13 protein-coding genes are annotated in these 17430 nt (G+C 72.6%); 5 read left to right on the top strand and 8 right to left on the bottom strand.

The features are described from left to right. Positions 1 to 187: 187 nt before the first annotated feature. From AC1DXT_RS15835 to AC1DXT_RS15805, 7 genes are all read right to left on the bottom strand, one after another. A complete protein-coding gene (locus AC1DXT_RS15835) occupies positions 188 to 1576 on the bottom strand; it encodes a UDP-glucose dehydrogenase family protein (protein WP_477062251.1) in 1389 nt (462 codons plus the stop codon). Beyond that, positions 1576 to 3120, bottom strand: a complete 1545-nt coding sequence (locus AC1DXT_RS15830) for a glycoside hydrolase family 26 protein (RefSeq protein ID WP_477062250.1) — start codon at positions 3118 to 3120, stop codon at positions 1576 to 1578. The genes AC1DXT_RS15835 and AC1DXT_RS15830 overlap by 1 nt, the downstream gene beginning before the upstream one ends. Then, the gene (locus tag AC1DXT_RS15825; RefSeq protein WP_477062249.1) at positions 3113 to 4636 is read right to left on the bottom strand and encodes a glycosyltransferase; all 1524 of its coding nucleotides are present in this window, start codon (positions 4634 to 4636) and stop codon (positions 3113 to 3115) included. The genes AC1DXT_RS15830 and AC1DXT_RS15825 overlap by 8 nt, the downstream gene beginning before the upstream one ends. A 391-nt stretch (positions 4637 to 5027) precedes the next feature. Further along, positions 5028 to 6809: a gamma-glutamyltransferase gene (gene ggt, locus AC1DXT_RS15820; RefSeq protein ID WP_477062248.1), complete on the bottom strand. Its 1782-nt coding sequence runs from the start codon at positions 6807 to 6809 to the stop codon at positions 5028 to 5030. A gap of 72 nt (positions 6810 to 6881) precedes the next feature. After that, the gene (locus AC1DXT_RS15815) at positions 6882 to 7331 is read right to left on the bottom strand and encodes a rhodanese-like domain-containing protein (protein ID WP_477062247.1); all 450 of its coding nucleotides are present in this window, start codon (positions 7329 to 7331) and stop codon (positions 6882 to 6884) included. Then, positions 7328 to 7837: a cupin domain-containing protein gene (locus AC1DXT_RS15810; protein WP_477062246.1), complete on the bottom strand. Its 510-nt coding sequence runs from the start codon at positions 7835 to 7837 to the stop codon at positions 7328 to 7330. The genes AC1DXT_RS15815 and AC1DXT_RS15810 overlap by 4 nt, the downstream gene beginning before the upstream one ends. A 294-nt stretch (positions 7838 to 8131) precedes the next feature. Further along, positions 8132 to 9100, bottom strand: a complete 969-nt coding sequence (locus AC1DXT_RS15805) for an EamA family transporter (protein ID WP_477062245.1) — start codon at positions 9098 to 9100, stop codon at positions 8132 to 8134. 81 nt (positions 9101 to 9181) lie between these two features. On the opposite strand from AC1DXT_RS15805, the gene AC1DXT_RS15800 reads away from it, so the two are divergent. The 5 genes from AC1DXT_RS15800 (at position 9182) to AC1DXT_RS15780 (ending at position 15385) form a co-directional block, all read left to right on the top strand. Then, the gene (locus tag AC1DXT_RS15800; protein WP_477062244.1) at positions 9182 to 9760 is read left to right on the top strand and encodes a CGNR zinc finger domain-containing protein; all 579 of its coding nucleotides are present in this window, start codon (positions 9182 to 9184) and stop codon (positions 9758 to 9760) included. Between the two features lie 20 nt (positions 9761 to 9780). Continuing rightward, on the top strand, positions 9781 to 10296 hold the full coding sequence (locus AC1DXT_RS15795) for a tetratricopeptide repeat protein (RefSeq protein WP_477062243.1): 516 nt from the start codon (positions 9781 to 9783) through the stop codon (positions 10294 to 10296). 181 nt (positions 10297 to 10477) lie between these two features. Further along, on the top strand, positions 10478 to 11584 hold the full coding sequence (locus tag AC1DXT_RS15790) for a hypothetical protein (protein WP_477062242.1): 1107 nt from the start codon (positions 10478 to 10480) through the stop codon (positions 11582 to 11584). 15 nt (positions 11585 to 11599) lie between these two features. Continuing rightward, complete coding sequence (locus AC1DXT_RS15785; RefSeq protein WP_477062241.1) at positions 11600 to 13633, top strand: thioredoxin domain-containing protein; 2034 nt, start codon at positions 11600 to 11602, stop codon at positions 13631 to 13633. A gap of 78 nt (positions 13634 to 13711) precedes the next feature. Further along, positions 13712 to 15385 carry a cation:proton antiporter domain-containing protein gene (locus tag AC1DXT_RS15780; RefSeq protein WP_477062240.1) on the top strand — a complete coding sequence of 558 codons (1674 nt, stop codon included), beginning with the start codon at positions 13712 to 13714 and terminating at the stop codon, positions 15383 to 15385. Positions 15386 to 15388: 3 nt separating this feature from the next. On the opposite strand, the gene AC1DXT_RS15775 is transcribed toward AC1DXT_RS15780, so the two are convergent. Beyond that, the gene (locus AC1DXT_RS15775; RefSeq protein WP_477062239.1) at positions 15389 to 17422 is read right to left on the bottom strand and encodes a glycoside hydrolase family 32 protein; all 2034 of its coding nucleotides are present in this window, start codon (positions 17420 to 17422) and stop codon (positions 15389 to 15391) included. Between the last annotated feature and the right edge of the window lie 8 nt (positions 17423 to 17430).

Below are 17430 nucleotides of genomic sequence, written 5' to 3'. Positions count from 1 at the left end.
ATCTCGGCTCCGGTGAACCCGCCGCACGGTCCGTGCGGGTTCGCTGGACCGGGTATAGCAACAATCCCGACTTGACCAGAGGGTTTGGTCGACTTTCTTGCATGGCGGACCTGGTTCGGCCCGCGAACGGCCGGACGGCCCCGACGCGAGGCGTCGGGGCCGTCCGTTCGTGCAGGTGGGACAGGGATCAGGCGGCGGCGCGGCCGAGCCCCCGGAACGTCCACCCGGCCTCGCGCCAGCGGGCGGCGTCGAGCTTCCCGCGAGCGTCGATCACGGCCGGCTGGTGCGTGAGCGCGGCCAACCGGGCCGGCTCCGCGTCGGTGAACTCGTCCCACTCGGTCAGGACGAGCACCACGTCGCTGCCCTCGACGGCCTCGTCCACGCCGGTGGCGTAGCCGAGGGTCGGGAAGCTCGACCGCGCGGTGTCGCCGGCCTGGGGGTCGTACACGGTGACCTGTGCGCCGCGCAGGTGCAGGGCCGCCGCGACGTTGAGCGCCGGGGAGTCCCGGACGTCGTCGGTGTGCGGCTTGAACGCCGCCCCGAGCACCCCGATCCGCCGGTTGAGCACGGACCCGCCGCAGGCCTCGATCGCGAGGTCGATCACGCGCGACCGCTGGCCCATGTTGATCTCGTCGACCTGCTGGAGCAGGGCCGACGCCGGGTACGCGCCGAGCTCGTTGGCCCGGTGCATGAGGGCGCGGATGTCCTTGGGCAGGCATCCGCCCCCGAACCCGAGACCGGCGTCGAGGAACTGCCGGCCGATCCGGACGTCGTGCCCGAGCGCGTCGGCCAGGACCTTGACGTCGGCTCCCGCCGCCTCGCACACACCGGAGATCGCGTTGATGAACGAGATCTTGGTGGCGAGGAACGCGTTGGCGCTGACCTTGACCAGCTCGGCGGTCGGCAGGTCGCACACGACGACCGGAGAGCCCTCGGCGATCGGGCCGGCGTACACGCGGCGCAGCAGCGCCTCGGACTCGGCGGTGGTGCCGCCCAGGACGATGCGGTCCGGGTGCAGCGTGTCCTGCACCGCCTTGCCCTCGCGCAGGAACTCCGGGTTCCACACCAGCTCGGCGCGGACGCCGGCGGGGGCCGCCTTCGCGATGAGCTTGCGCAGGCGGGCTCCCGTCCCGACGGGCACCGTCGACTTGCCGACGATCAGCGCGTCGTGCGTGAGGTTCTTGGCGATCGACGTGGTCGCCGCCTCGACGAACCGCAGGTCGGCGGCGTGGCTGGTCTTGGACTGCGGGGTGCCGACGCACACGAAGTGCACGTCCGCCCAGCCCACCGCCTCGGCCACGTCGGTGGTGAACCGCAGCCGGCCGGTGGCCAGCTGCTCGGTGAGCAGCTCGGGCAGGCCGGGCTCGTAGAACGGCACCTTGCCGGCGGTGAGCATCTCGACCTTGTGGGGGTCCGTGTCGACGCCCACGACCTCCATGCCCAGCTGGGCCATGGCGACCGCGTGGGTGGCGCCGAGGTAGCCGGTGCCGAGCACCGCGATCCGCGGAGCCGGTGCCTCGGGGTCGAACGTCGAGCGGGGGAACAGGTCGGTCAGGTCGATCTGGTGGTCGGTCATCACGGCTCCTGGGTGGTGGTGGGGGCGAATCCGGCTGCGGGGTCCTGCACGCCGTCGACGAAGGCCTGGAGCGAGTCCGCGCGGGACTCGATGCGCCAGTCGTTGGTGACGAGCTGCCCGCCGGTGCTGCTGGTGACGGTGTGGTTGAACCAGGCGAACCCGACGACGTCCGCGTTCTCCGGCTTGGCCAGGGAGTCGAACAGGTCGGCGATCCAGGCCGGCTTGTTGCCGCCGACCTCCGAGGCCCCGATCTCTGCGAGGAAGATGGGCTTGGAGGTGATCGACCGCAGCTGGTCGAGCGAGCGGTCGTAGGTGTACGAGAACGTCGGCGTCTGGTCCGCCTTGAACGGCGGCCGGTAGTAGCCCGACAGGCCGACCCAGTCCACGTACTCGTCGCCCGGGTACAGGCTCCGCATGTACGTCGCGTCGGTCTTGGCGTAGTCCGCCAGCGAGTTGACGATGTTCGGGGCCCAGACCCACAGGACGTACTGGTTGGCGCCCTCGGCCTCGAAGATGTCGTGCACGTGGCGCCACATCGTCACGTAGTCGCCCTCGTTGTTCCCGTTGAGCGAGTCACCGCCCCAGGTGCGCTCACCCCACGGGTACCAGTCGCCGTTCATCTCGTGGTCGAGCCGGATCGCCATCGGCAGGCCCAGGGCGGTGATGTCCTTGGCGTACTGCCGCAGGTAGTCGTCGTACGCGCCGCCGATGATGGTCGGCAGCGAGTACGCCGGGTCCACGGACTCGTTGTTCGCGGCCGTGAGCGGACGCGACTCCCACGTCAGGAGCGGGAGCATGCCCTTCTCCCAGGAGCGCGTGACCGCGTCGGGTCGGAACGGTCCGTCCCAGCCCTGGAAGTAGCCCGCGACGGTCGGAGTGGCTCCCACCTTTGCGGCGACGCTGTCGAGCTCCGCCCAGTTGAAGGGCGACTGCGGCGTGTACAGGCCGAACTGACGCCGCTCGGGGGCGAGCAGCTCGGACAGCGCCGGCGCGGTGGGCTTGACCGCGGGAGCGGGGCTCACGGGCTGCGGGGCGGTGCCCTGGGAGGTCGCCCGTGCCCGTGCTGCGTCGGCCTCGGCCTGGTCCGCCCGGGTCGCGGCGTCACGCGCCTTGCCACGGGCGGCGGCGGCGGTCTTCTCGGCCGCCACCTTGGCCTGGGTGCGGGCCGCGGCCTCGGCTTGTTCGGCCGCGGCCTTCTGCGCCCCTTCGGCTGCGGCCGCCTCCTGCTCGGCGGCAGCCTTGGCCTTGCCGCTCTCGGCGGCGGCCTTGCGCTCGGCCGCGGCCTTGGCCTGCGACCGTTCCAGCGAGGCGACCTCGTCCTCGCGCGCGTCGAGGGAGTTGCGGAGCTTCTCGTTCTCCGCGGCCAGCCGGATCTCTGTGGCGCTGGCCTTCGAGGCGGTGGTCGTGGCGACCGACGGGGACAGCCACACGCCGGCCGTCACGGCGACGAGGGCGATGGCGACGCCGGCGGCGGCGATCCGCTTACGGGGTGAGGGGCGGATGGCGCGGGACCACCAGCCTGCGGGCTCGATGTGCTCAGACATAGACAAGGGCCTCCAGAGCGAAGATGGCCAGCGCGATCAGGTACGGGATCGCGGCCAGCGGGTTGAGCCGGCGGCGCCGCGAGGGCGCCACGGGTGCCGTGGCCACCGCGCGGCGGGCGCGGACGGGGGCCGTGGCCGGGGCGTCGGTGAGGAGCGTGTGGCCGTCGGCTGCCGAGCGCTGCGTCGGCAGCGTGCCCGGGGGAGTGCGGTCGACGAGGTCGGCCGGTCCGGCGGGTGCCTTCTCGAGCTCGGCGATCAGGTCGTCGCCGCCGCCCGCGTAGGCGCCGGCGCGCGTCCCCCAGCCGCTCGCGTGCGCCATGCGCAGGAACCCGAGCAGCCGGATGGGCATGAGGAAGAGCGTCGAGACGATGATGAACACGGGCAGCCGCAGGAAGTCGGACGGCTTCTCGTGCAGGTGCCGGATCTGCCGGATGGCCATCGACAGGACGGACGAGACGACCATGGTCGCGACGACCCACGCCCAGCCGCTCAGTCCCGTGTAGGTCTCAAGGATCGCCTGGTAGAGGTTGACCCCGGTGCCGGAGGCGGCCCGGTAGACCCACCCGGCGATGGTCCCGAACAGCAGGAACGGCAAGACGATGTCGGCGACGAAGAAGATCGCCAGGACGGGGGCGTGCCCGACCATCCAGGGCAGCATCCGCAGGGTGTTGTACTGGCTCCCGCGGGCCCAGCGCAGCTGCTGCTTGGCCAGCTTCTTCACCTGCAGCGGAGCATCGGTGTAGACGAGGCTCGTGTACTGGTACACGGACCGGTAGCCGGCCTTGAGCGTGAGGTTGGTCAGCGTGCGGTCGTCGGAGACCTCGAGGAAGACGCCCATGAACTTCTGGTGCATGAAGTCGTCCATGACGGAGACGAGGATGTGCCGGCGGAACGCGATGGTGCGTCCGGGCAGGCAGCYGACCTGACCGAGCGCGGACTGCGCGGGCATCGAGTACAGCGCCCGGGTGTTCTCCAGCCAGTCCGCCCAGCGGGTGATCCAGGACCGCTCGGGGTCGAGGATGCGCTGGCGGGTGGTCGCACCACCCACGGAGGGGTCGGCGAACGGCTTCACCAGCTCGGAGAGCGTGCCATCGGTCCAGACCGTGTCGGAGTCGACGAGCACGGTGATCTCGCCGCGCGACATCTCGGTGCCGATCTTCACGGCGTTGCGCTTGCCGGGGATCGGGGTGTGCACCCAGCGGACCAGGGGAGCGAACTCGTCGCTGATCTCCTGGAGCGGGACGTTGACGGCGCCGTTGATGACGACGATCACCTCGTCGGGGCGCTGGTCGACGATGCGGGTGAGCACGTCACGGAACAGGTCGAGGGGCTCGTCGACGACGGGAATGACCACGCTCGTCGTGCCGTGGAATTCACCGGTGTAGGGCTTGTAGCGCCGTGACAACAGCACCTTGAGCAGCCACAACGCCCAGATGATCGTGGAGAAGAATGCGAACAGGTAGAACTCGGACTGGCCTTCGAACATTTGCCGTAGCTGCAAGACAAAGACGAACATGGCGGTACCCCGCTCATTCGGTCAACGGAACTGTGTAGCTGACCGGCGCCGTCGGCGATGCAGCGAGGACGACGGGGAGTGCCCTAGGTAGGCGCTTTCCCCGCATCGAAGGTCACGGCTGTGCCCTCAGGGCACCGCGTGACGTGGGCGTCTGCCCCTCCCCCGGAGGTGCACTGGACGAGCAACGACCGCGTGCCGACCTCGTCAGGAGGCCACGGGCGAACTCGATGAATCGAACGTACCAGGCGGTAACGGAGGAATCAGACGGACGCTCGTCCAGATGTGACTGGTGTCACCGACATTGTTGCCACAATGACCAGATATTGCCCGAATTGACCGGGGCAAGTTTACGGGGATTTTACGTGGATCCGTGAGCGCCCCGGGCGCGTCCTCAGGGCTGTCTCACGACCGCGGCGCTGCCTCCGCCGCGCCGCGTCGGCTCCGCGACCGCGAGCAAGGAGCCGTCGTCGAGGAGCTCGATCGCCGTGGCGGCGCCGATCTCCGGGTTGTCGGCGAAGGTGTGCCCCAGCGCCTGGAGGGGCGCCCGGTCGAACCCGGGCTCGGCCTGCACGGCGGGGGTGTTGCGCTGGGTGGCACGCGGTGCGGCGACGGCCGCGTCGAGCGTCATCCCGAGGTCGAGACGGTTGACGAGGATCTGCAGGACGGTGGTGATGATCGTCGACCCGCCCGGCGAGCCCAGCGCGAGGAGCGGCGCGTCGTCGGCCAGGACGACGGTCGGCGCCATGGAGCTGCGCGGGCGCTTCCCGGGGCCGGGCAGGTTGGGGTCGTTCCCACCCTGGGTGTCGGTGAAGTTGAAGTCGGTCAGCTCGTTGTTCAGCAGGAAGCCGCGACCCGGCACGACGATGCCGTTGCCGCCGAGCGACTCGATGGTGAGCGTGTACGCCACCACGTTCCCCCAGCGGTCGGCCGTGGTCACGTGCGTCGTGGACTGGCCGTCGGAGCCCTCGGTGCCGACCGTGGCCGGCACGGGGCACGGACCGTAGACCCCGTCCGGCACACCCGGTGCCACGGGCTTGGTCAGCGCGGTCGCGGCGTTGATCCGGCAGGCGCGCTCGCCGGCGAACCCGTCCGAGAGCAGCTCCTGCAGGGGCACCTGGACGACGGCGGGATCCCCGACGTACCGGTTGCGGTCCGCGAAGGCCAGGGCGCTCGCCTCGAGGTAGCGGTGCAGCGTCTGCGTCTGGTCGGTGGTCGCGGGGAGCGCCTCGAGGATGTTGAGGGCCTCGCCCACGGTCGAGCCTCCCGACGACGGCGGAGCCATCCCGTACACGTCGAGCCCGCGGTACGAGACCAGCGTCGGCTCGCGCAGGGGTGCCACGTAGGACGCCAGGTCCGTGCGCTCCAGCAGGCCCGGGCGGACGACGAGCGTGCTGTGCCGACGCACCGGTGGGCGCTGGACCGTCTCGACGATCTCCCGGGCGAGGCGTCCCGTGTAGAGCTCGCCGACCCCCTTGCGGCCGAGCAGGTCGTAGGTGTCGGCCAGGTCCCGGTTGCGGAACACCGACCCGACCGCCGGCGGCGCGCCTCGGCGCAGGAACAGGTCGGCCGACGAGCGGAAGGCCGAGAACCGGGCCACGTTGGCGGTCGTCTGGTCCACGAACGTCTGGTCCACCAGGAAGCCGCGCCGTGCCACCTCGGTCGCTCCGCTCAGCGCCGTGCGCAGGCTCATCGACCCCCACCGGTCCAGCGCCGTCTGCCACGTCGCCGGGGTCCCGGGCACTCCCACGGACAGCCCGGAGGTCACCGCGTCGGCGAACGGGATCGGCACCCCGCCCTCCACGAACGAGTCGCTGCGCATCGCCATCGGGGCGGTCTCGCGCCCGTCGATGGTGTGCACCGCACCGGTCGCGGCGTCGTAGTAGACGAAGAACCCGCCGCCGCCGATGCCGGACGAGAACGGCTCGGTCACCCCGAGCGTCGCGGCGGCCGCCACGGCGGCGTCGACCGCGTTCCCGCCCTTGCGGAGCACCTCGATCCCGACGCGGGTGGCGTCGGCATCCACCGTGGCGACCGCCCCGCCGGTGCCGACGGCGACCGGCACCTTGTCCCCCGGGCGGGGGTGGGCGGCCGCGGGCGCGATCCCGGCGGTGAGCGCGAGGACCGCCGCGACGACGACGACGAGGACGGGTCCGGGGTGCCTGGACGATCGCATGGGATCTCCTCGGGCGAGTGGGTGGGTGAGTCCCGGTCTACCACTCCACGACGCCCGCGCCCAGGCCTGTGACTACGTCCGCGGGGCGTGCGCTCCCGCACCGACCAGGGCACCCCGTGCCCCGTCCGCGGGCCCGGTCGTCGGGAGACCTGCCGCCGCCCACGCGTGGAACCCGCCCACCACGTCGGTCGCGCGGTGCAGGCCCAGGTCGGCCAGCGCGGCCGCGGCCAGGCTGGACGTGTACCCCTCCGAGCACAGGACCACGACCCGCAGGTCGTAGCCCGTGGCCGCGGGAATGCGGTGGTCGCTGGCCGGGTCCAGCCGCCACTCGAGGACGTTCCGCTCGATGACGACCGCCTGCGGAACCTCGCCCTCGGTGGCGCGTTGCGCTGCGGGGCGGATGTCGACCAGCAGGGCCCCGCGGCGCACGGCCTCCCACGCGTCCAGCGGTGCGAGGCGGTGCAGCCGGGCGCGGGCGTCGGCCAGGACGTCGTCGATGGTGCGGCGGCGGACGACGCTCACTTGTCCGTCTCCGGCTCGTCGGTCTCGACCGTGCGGGTGGGAGCGAGCCGGCCGTCGGGGGTGGTCGCCCAGTACGTCATGCGGGTGAGCCGGGTGGAGTACGCGTGGATGCTCACCGCGGGCTCGGTGCCGGTGTTCAGCACGTCGTGGAGGTCGCCCGGGTCCACGGTCTGGGTCTGCCCGGAGGTGAAGTCCTGCGGCACGAGGCGTCCGTCGCTGTGCGGGCGGATCTCGGTGAGTGTGCCCGCCGCGATGGTGAACGCGGCCGCGGAGGCGCCGTGGTCGTGCAGCTCGGTGCCCTGCGACGGCAACCACGTGAGGAGCCACACGTCGACGTCGGGCGGTCCGTCGAGGCGGGTCCACCAGCGCCCGCTCTCCTGGAAGCGGACCAGCGGTCGCCAGAGCTCGGGACGCGCGGCGATGGAGCGGGTCAGCGCGCTGAGCTCGTCGACGTTCAGCCGGGCGGGCGAGGCGAGGGTGGGGCGCGGGGACAGGTCGATGCTCACGGAGGTGCCTCTCGGGGTGCGTCTGCGGGCCGATCTCCACGGCTTCCCGGAGGGCGTGGGTCGGCGGGGCCTGCGTCCGGCGTGAGCCGGGTGGGTGCGTCAGTGCTGACAGCAGGCCGTACAGGAGCGCAGCGAGAGGAGGGATCCACGGCGCGACGGGAGCGCGGTGACGCGGGTGGCGGTCATCGGGTGCTCCTCTCGGTCGGGTCGTGGCCGGGCACAGAGCAGCATGCAGCCGCGGGGCCGGTCAAGGGTTCGACGGCGAACTCTCGGATGCTGGACGTCGCGCTCGGGTCAGGCGCGGGTCTCGACGACGATCCGGGTTTCGGGCTGCACGACGACGGGCTCCGGCGCGTCGGTGCCGCGGCGGACCAGGGCGATCCCGGCGACGACGAGCACCATCCCGGCGAGCTGCAGCGGCACGGGCACCTCGGCGACCAGCACCCAGGCGAGCAGGACGGCGACGAGCACCTCCGACAGGGCGAGGAAGGACGCGAGGCGCTCGCCGAGCAGCCGCACCGACAACGCGCTGACGCCGTAGGCGAAGGCGGTCGGCACCGCGGCGACGACGAGCAGCGGGACGATCCAGTGCACCTGCGCACCGAGCAGGTCGACGCGGACGTCCGGGGCGGCCAGCGGGAGGACTCCCACGGCTGCGACGAGAGCGACCGTGAGTGCTCCGACAACCATCCCGGCGCCCGCCAGGCTGATCGCCGGCAGCTCCGTGCGGCGGCCCGTGAGCGCGAAGTAGGAGGCGTTGCCCACCGCGGAGAGCAGTGCGAACACCAGCCCGACCGGGTCGAGCTCGAGCGTGCCCGTGAGGTCGAGGACCAGGACGAGGCCGCCGGTGGCCAGTGCTGCCCCGGCGAGCGTCGCGCCGCTGGGTGCCCGTCGTTCGCGCGCCCACCTCCAGGCGACCAGCAGGAGCGGGCCGGTGTACTCGATCAGCAGGGCGACGGCCACGGGCAGCCGGTCGACCGCGAGGAAGTACATGGTCGAGGCGGTGGCGACGCCCAGCACCCCGAAACCGAGGACGGTGGGCCACTCGTCGCGGAGCACGTGCCAGCGACCACGCAGGGCCCAGGCTGCCGGACCGGCCAGCAGCAGCGCTGCGACCGACAGCCGCACGAGGATCGCCGACCCCGGGGACCAGCCGGCCACCAGCAGCGGCTTGACCACGGGACCGCTGGTCGCGAAGGCGACGGCGCCGACGAGGCCGGCGACGATGCCGGCGGTGCGACTCGGCGCGGCGGTCGTGGACATAGGGGAGCCCCTGCCAGGGATGTCATGGGTGAAATGGCGTTACGCTCGTGACGCTAGTCCATCGCGCCGACAGGAGTCAAAGTGGTTTTCGCACCTGACACCGAGATGAGCATCGCCGCGGCCGTCGAGCTGGTGAACACCGCTCGTCGCCGGGACGGGCACGACGCCATGGCGACGATCGCGGACGTCGACGAGTTCTACACGCGATGGGGCTACACGGTCCGGCACGACGGGGACGCCGACGAGCTCGCCGCGGTGCGCGACGCGCGCGACCAGATCGCCGCGCTCTGGGACGTCGACCGGGACACCGCAGCCGCCGTGCTCAACGAGCTCCTCGCTCGCGGGGGAGCCGTCCCGTTCCTCGTCCGGCACGGCGACGTCGACTGGCACCTGCACGGCACCGCACCGGACGCTCCGTTGGGCACGGTCGTGCTCGTCGAGACCGCGATGGCGATGGCCGACGTGGTGCGCTCCGACGAATGGGACCGGCTGCAGCGCTGCGAGGCGGACGACTGCGACGCGCTGCTCGTCGACCTCTCCCGCAACCGCTCGCGCCGGTTTTGCGACGTGAACGGCTGCGCCAACCGGGCCCACGTCGCCGCCTACCGGGCTCGACGGGCCGGGTCGCCGGCTCTCCAGGAACGAGACGTCGCGCGCTGAGCCCGTGGCAGGATCGCCGCGTGGAGCTCACGGATGACCTCAAGGACGCCATCGCGACGGGGTACGCCCGGCGCGACCGCGACGACATGGGCCCGACGATCGCCTACTTCGAACGACTCCTGGGCGAGCACCCCGACCACCCCGTCCTCGTCCTCGAGGTGGCCGGCGCGTACGACACCGCGGGTCGGGAGGCCGACGCCGCCGTCCGGTACGAGCACGCCCTCGACCTCGGTCTCGACGGGGACGAGCTGCGCCGGTGCCTGTGCCAGTACGGCAGCACGCTGCGGTGGCTCGGCCGGCTCGAGGAGTCGGTCGCGGTGCTGGAGCGGGCCCGTGCGCAGTTCCCGCAGTCCGACGCCGTCCGGGTGTTCCTCGCTCTCTCGCTCGCCGAGGCGGGCAGCACCGACGCCGCCGTGGCCCAGCTGCTCACGGTGATCACGGACCACGCCGACGTCACGGACCTCGGCCGGTACGCCGTGGGGCTCCGCGGTCTGGGGACGTGGCTGGGGGCGGGTCGTCCGGCCGACGCGGACTAGGTCCCGCTCAGACGAGACGGGCCATCAGGGCGGCGGTGTCCCGTTCGTGCCGGGGGTTGTGGACGTCGTACTCGCCTTGTGCTCCTCGGCCGGCGCTGAGGACAGGGCCGGTGGGCCCTACCTGCGGCGCGGGAGCATGTGCTTCGGTCGGGGAGAGGACACCCGGGAGAAAGGGCTCACGATGGTCGCCAGGTTGCTGGAGATCAGTCGAGATCCTGCTGTCACCTGGCTCGTCGAGCGGGCCGACCCGACGGTGGCCCGGCTGGCTCGCCGCGACCTGCTCGGCGAGCCCGTCGGTGCCGTGCCCTCGAGCCGCGTCGTCCAGGGCCTCCTGACCGGGCTCGGCGACTCCGTGCGGGCCCCGTACGTCAAGTGGACCGGCGCCCACTGGCGACTCGTCTCCCTCGTGGAGCTCGGGGTCCGCGACGAGGACCCAGCGGTCACGCGTGCCGCCGACGCGTTGCTCGGCTACTGGTCGCGGCCGGAGCGGCTGGCCGCGGTGCCTGTCATCGACGGGCGAGCGCGGCGGTGCGCCTCGCAGGAGGGCAACGCGTTGGCGATCGCGTGCCGTCTCGGGCTGTCGCGCGACGAGCGCGCCGTCACGTTGGCCGAGCACCTGCTGTCGTGGCAGTGGCCGGACGGCGGATGGAACTGCGACCGGCGGCCGACGGCGTCGCACTCGTCGTTCCACGAGACCCTGCCCGCCCTGTGGGGGCTCGCGGAGTACGCCACGGCCACGGGCGACCCGTCGTGCCTCTCGGCCGTCGCGTCGGCCGCCGAGCTGCTCCTCTCGCGCGAGGTCCTGTTCTCGAGGAGCACGGGCGAGTCGGTCCACGAGTCGTTCGCGCTCCCGCACTACCCGCCGTTCTGGCACTACGACCTGCTCCAGGCGCTGCTCGTCCTCGAACGCGCCGGCGTCGGCGGCGACCCGCGCACCGGCCGCGCCCGGCAGCTCCTGGTCGACCGACGTCGGCCGGACGGTCGCTGGCGGGCGGCCAGGCGATGGTGGCGGCCGCCGGGGGCCACGGGGAGCGGGGTGGAGGCCGTCGACTGGGGCGACGTGGCGCACCAGATGGTGACGCTCAACGCGCTGCGGGTGGGCGCGCGGCAGCGCACGAGGTCGTCATCGGTGGCGGCGCCAGCGCAGTGCGCGGACGCTCTGCGAGCGCCAGAGCGCGAGTGCGGCCCGCACCCAGCTCCGTCGCTCGCTCCGCTCCACCGCCACCTCCCGAGTCTCGCGCCGCGCGCTGTGGCAGGCGAGCCGGGGTCGCGCCGCCGCGCGCGGTGACGGAACCTGGGTGGCGTGCCCAACCGTCTGGTGAACGCGACGAGCCCGTACCTCCTGCAGCACGCCGACAACCCGGTGGACTGGCACGAGTGGGGTGACGCGGCGTTCGAGGAGGCGGTCGCGCGGGACGTCCCGGTGCTCGTCTCCGTCGGTTACGCCGCGTGCCACTGGTGCCACGTCATGGCCCACGAGTCGTTCGAGGACCCGGGGGTCGCGGCCTTCCTGAACGAGCACTTCGTCTGCGTCAAGGTGGACCGCGAGGAGCGGCCCGACGTCGACGCCGTCTACATGGCGGCCACGCAGGCGATGACAGGCTCGGGCGGCTGGCCGATGACCGTGTTCACGACGCCGTCGGGAGAGCCGTTCTTCTGCGGGACCTACTTCCCACCGCGGCGCGTCCAGCAGATGGCGTCGTTCTCGGAGGTGCTCGCCGCCGTCGCGGCGGCATGGTCGGCGCGCCGGGCAGAGGTGCTGTCCACCGCGGAAGCAGTCCTCGCGGCGCTCGCGGAGCGGCCGACGGCGGGCCGGGAGTCGGACGGTCCCGACGACGAGGTGGTCGAGGCGGCGCTGGCCGGCCTCGCGACGACGTTCGACGCCGCGCGCGGAGGCTTCGGTGGCGCGCCCAAGTTCCCGCCGTCGATGGTGCTCGAGTGGCTGCTGCGTCATCACGCGCGGACCGGTGATCCGGGAGCGCTCGACATGGCGGTCCGGACGCTCGAGGCGATGGCGAGCGGGGGCATGTACGACCAGCTCGCGGGTGGCTTCGCGCGGTACGCGGTGGACCCGACCTGGACCGTGCCGCACTTCGAGAAGATGCTCTACGACAACGCCCTCCTGCTGCGGGTGTACGCGCACGCGTGGCGCGTGACGGGTGCTCCGCTGATGCGCCGCGTGGCCCTGGAGACCGCGACGTGGCTGCTCGACGAGCTGACCACCCCCGAGGGCGGCTTCGCCTCGTCGCTCGATGCCGACAGCGAGGGTCGGGAGGGGGCGTTCTACGCCTGGACGCCGGGCCAGCTGGACGAGGTGCTCGGTCCTGACGACGGCGCGTGGGCGGCCGGGCTGCTCGCCGTGACCGCGGCGGGCACGTTCGAGCACGGGACGTCGGTGCTCCAGCTGCGCAGCGCCCCGGGCGACGAGGCCAGGTTCGTGGACGTGCGGGAGCGCCTGCGCGAGGCGCGAGGACGCAGGCCGCGGCCTGCACGGGACGACAAGGTGGTGACCGGGTGGAACGGCCTGGCCGTCGCGGCCCTCGCCGAGTCGGCCGTGCTGCTCGAGCGTCCCGAGCTCCTCGACGCTGCCGTCCGAGCAGCCGACCTGATCGTCACCACGCACGTCCGGCGGTCCGCGGACGGTTCGGCCCGGGTGGTGCGCGCGTCGCGCGACGGCGTGCCGGGCGACGCCCCCGGGGTGCTGGAGGACTACGGCAACCTCGCCGAGGGCCTGCTCGCCCTCTCGGCGGTCACCGGTGACCCCCGCTGGTTCGCGGTCGCCGGCGGCCTCCTGGACACCGTGCTCCTCCACTTCGCTGCGCCGGCCGGCGGCTTCCACGACACCGCACAGGACGAGACGGACGAGGTCGTCGCCCGGCTCGGTCGCCCGCAGGACCCGGCCGACGGCCCGACGCCCTCGGGGCAGTCCGGCGCGGCGGGCGCCCTGCTCACCTACGCCGCGCTCACGGGATCCACCCGGCACCGGGAAGCCGCGTCGAGCGCGTTGCGGGGTCCGCTGTCGCTCGCCACCCGGTACCCGCGCGCGGCGGGCTCCGGCCTGGCCGTGGCGGAGGCCGTCCTCGACGGACCCCGGGAGGTCGCCGTCGTCGGCCCCCGCGACGACCCGCGCACCGCGGCGCTGCACCACCGCGCGCTGGCGTCCGCGGCCCCCGGCCTGGTGGTGGCGGTGGGTGAGCCCGGCGGGCGCGACGACGTCCCGCCGCTCCTGCACGACCGGCCGATGGTCGGTGGCGTCCCGGCGGCGTACGTGTGCCGGGGGTTCGTGTGCGACCGGCCGACGACTCACCCGGAGGACCTCGCGCACCTGCTCGCCTGAGCGGACACCCGACGAGGGCGCTCCGCCGAGCGGGCAAGATAGGGAGTCACCACCCACCGCCGGCGCGAGAGGGACCTCATGGCAGTTGCTGCCCTGTACCTCGGCGCCGCACTGGTCGGCGGGCTGCTCGCGGTGCTGCTGCGCCTGCCGCCGCTGGTCGGGTTCCTCGCGGCCGGCTTCGCGCTGGGCGCCGGCGGAGCTCCCACGCTGCCGTACCTGGAGCCGATCGCGAACTTCGGGGTCGTCCTGCTGCTGTTCGCCATCGGTCTCAAGCTCGACGTCCGCACGCTGCTGCGCCGCGAGATCTGGCTCACCACCGTCGTGCACCTGGCGATCAGCGTCGCGATGGCGCTCGGCTTCCTCGGCTTGCTCGCGGTGATCGGGTTCGGGTACATCGCCGACGAGTCGTTCGGCGCGCTCGCCCTCGTCGGGTTCGCCCTGTCGTTCTCCTCGACGGTGTTCGTCGTCAAGGTCCTGGACGACCGCTCCGACACGACCTCGCTGTACGGCCGCATCGCTGTCGGTGTCCTCGTCATGCAGGACGTCGCGGCCGTGGTCTTCCTGTCGCTGTCCAGCGGTGAGCCGCCCAGCCCGTGGGCCCTGCTGCTCTTCCTGCTGATCCCGGGTCGCTGGGTGCTGCACCGGATCTGGGACCGTGTGGGCCACGGCGAGCTGCAGGCGCTGTTCGGCGTCGCGGTGGCCGTGGTGCTCGGCTACGGGCTCTTCGAGCTGGTCGGCATCGCCGGCGACGTCGGGGCGCTCGTGGTCGGCGTGCTCCTGTCGTCCCACCCGCAGGCCGGCGAGCTGTCGCGTTCGCTCATGACGTTCAAGGACCTCATGCTCGTCGCGTTCTTCGTGCAGATCGGGTTGCACGGCACGCCGCACCTGTTCGAGATCGGCCTGGGGCTGCTCCTGCTCCTGCTCCTGCCGTTCCAGGTGGCCGCCTACGCAGGCGTCCTGTGGCTGATGCGGCTGCGGCGCCGCACGTCGTTCCTGGCCGGCCTCGTGCTCTCCAACTACTCCGAGTTCGGGATCATCGTCGTCGCCGTCGGAGCGAGCACGGGCCTGCTCGACGACCAGTGGGTGGTCGTGTTCTCGCTCGCGGTGGCGTTCAGCTTCGGCCTGTCCGCGATCGTCAACCGGCGCGGCGTCGAGCTGGCCTCCCGGTTGTCGCGCCTGCTCCCGGCGCGCGACAGCGACCGGCTCCACCCGGACGACCGCCTGGTGGACGTCGGCGACGCCGACGCCCTCGTCCTCGGCCTCGGACGCGTCGGAGCCGCCACCTATGCGCGGCTGCGCGACGAGTACGGCCTCTCCGTCGTCGGCGTCGAGCACGACCAGACCCGGGTGCTCGCCCTCGAGGACGAGGGCTACGACGTCGTGCGCGCCGACGCCACCGACCTCGAGTTCTGGAACCGCGTGCAGCGCGCCGGTCGGGTCAAGATGGCCGTCCTCGCCATGCCGTTCCACAACGCCAACCTCATCGCCCTGGCCCGGCTCCAGGCCGCCGGCTTCACCGGCAAGGTGGCCGCGGTCGCGCGGTACGACGACGACGTCGCCGAGCTCCAGCGGCACGGTGCGGACGCGGTGTTCCACCTGTACGGCTCGGCCGGCTTCGCGCTGGCGGACCACGCGGCTGAGGTGCTGCTGGCGGGCCGAGGAGGGGCACCGTCGGAGCACCACGCGCCCGCCCGTCCGGGCGACGAGCTGGACGTCCTCGACCCGCTCGACCGCCGGGCCGAGCCCGCCTGACGGCTAGTCGCTGAGCACGATCTGGTCCACCATCAGGTGCCCCCAGGGGCCCGTGGCGTCGTCGAGCACCTGCACCTGGGCCTGTCGGCCGGCGAGATCGCCCAGATCCCAGCGGACAGGTCGCAGGGTCCCCTCGTCGCGGCCTGTCGCGGTCCGCACCGGCAGGCCGTCGACCAGCAGGTTGACCGACGTCGCCGGCTCTACGCCCAGCGGGTGGTCCCCGCCCCCGAGCAGCAGGTGCAGGTACCGCCGGTCGATCGTGAACGGGGGAGAGGTGATCGTTCCCGTCGCGGGGTCGCCCCCACCGACGAACGTGTCGAGCACCTGCCGGCCGACCTGGCCGGGGAGCGATCCGGTGGTCGGTCCGGCGCCGTCGAAGCTGCCGGTCGCGGTCCAGCCGGACCCCCAGCCGGACCCCTCGAAGCCGGCGAGCACGCGCGCGGGCCGTTGGTCGGGGACGCCGAGCTCGGTGATCGTGAGGTTCGAGAACATGGCGACGCCCCCGGCGGAGTACAGGGCGATCCCCGTGTCCGCGGGCTCGGCGAACACCTGGCTGGAGTGCACGTAGCGCCCGTCGTCGACGAACACCTCGATGGTCGTGCGGTCCACGAGGATGCGCAGGTGCACGCGGTCGGCGGCGGGGTCGAAGGGCGCGTGGCTCTCCCACTTCTCGCCCGACGGGTCGGGGTTCCCGGTCCCGCCACGGTTCAGGTAGGTGGTGTCTCCGAACACGCCCACGTCGGCGTGCCGGCTTCCGTCGGCGGACCGGCGCAGCTGCAGCCCGACGTTCTCCAGGTCGGTCCAGCTGATGTCGGTCTCCAGCTGGTACGCGTCGCCCCGGTAGTCGAGCGGCACGTGCCCGTCCACGCGGACCGTGCCGAGCTCGGTGACGGAGGTGGCCAGGCGGTCCAGCGTCTCGACCGGCTGGGAGAGGAGGGAGTAGCCGCTCCCGGTCCGGGCCAGCCGGATCTCCCGGACGATCGAGTCGGTGCCGTTGAACCCGTCGGCCGCCCACGTCGGGGTGGTGTACGGGTAGGACCAGCTGTTCATCCAGCCGACGGCGAACCGCCGGTCCTGCTCGGGCCTCGCGGGGTCGGGCCAGGTGACCGCGCCGTACCAGTCGAACCCGTGGTCGAGCCACTGCGGATCGGGCTGGTCGGGCACGAAGGTCGTGCCGTCGAACGATCCGGTCCAGTACGCGTAGGTGCTCGGGGAGTCGGTGAGGTAGCCGTTGCCGCTCAGGCCCATGACCCAGCGGAGCGTGCCGTCGTCCGCCCGGATCTGGAAGAGGTCGGGGCACTCGAGGATGCCCAGGCCGGTGTTCACGTACTCCGAGACCCGGGTCCAGTCCCGCAGGTTCGGGGACGTCCAGAAGCCGATCCTCTGGCCCTCGGCGATCAGAGCCACCCACCGCCCGCGATCGGCGTCCCACACGATCTTCGGGTCGCGGAAGTCCCGGCGACCCCCGTTCGGGATCACCGGCGCCTCGCCGTACGGCCGGAAGTTCCGGCCGCCGTCGGTGGAGTACCAGAGGAACTGCGCCTGTGGGCCGGAGGCGTCGAGGATCTGCGCGGGCGTCGGGTGGTCCATCTGCGTGACGAGCATGATCACGGCGCCTGCGCCGAACCCTGCCGTCCCGGCGGTGTCCACCACGGCCGACCCGGACCACAGGTCGTAGTTGGCGTTGGTCGCCTTGGGCGCGGCGACCCCCTGGTCGTGGAACACCACGTTGTCGGTGGTCGTCGCCAGGCGCCAGGCGGTGCCGACGGCGTCGTCATAGTCGGCGTTGTACAGGTAGTAGTAGTGCGTGGTGCCGTCGATCACCACCGGTCGCTGCGGGTCGTTCTTCCAGTGGTCCGGCACCGTGAAGTGGTACCGAGCCCGGTACGTGTCAGCCACGTCGGCCGCCTGCGCGGGTGCGGCCTGCCGGGGGCCGGCCGCACCCGCCGCCGCCACGACGACGGTCAGCAGCGCGATCGCTGCCCGCCGCCGCGTGAGGCCCCCGTCGGTCCGTCGAGCTCGGTCGTGAGTCGCCATCGACTCGC

It is taken from the genome of Cellulomonas sp. P1_G12_2 (assembly GCF_056405535.1).
Note: the sequence above shows the minus strand (reverse complement) of the source record. Positions and strands in the feature narration are given on the sequence as shown.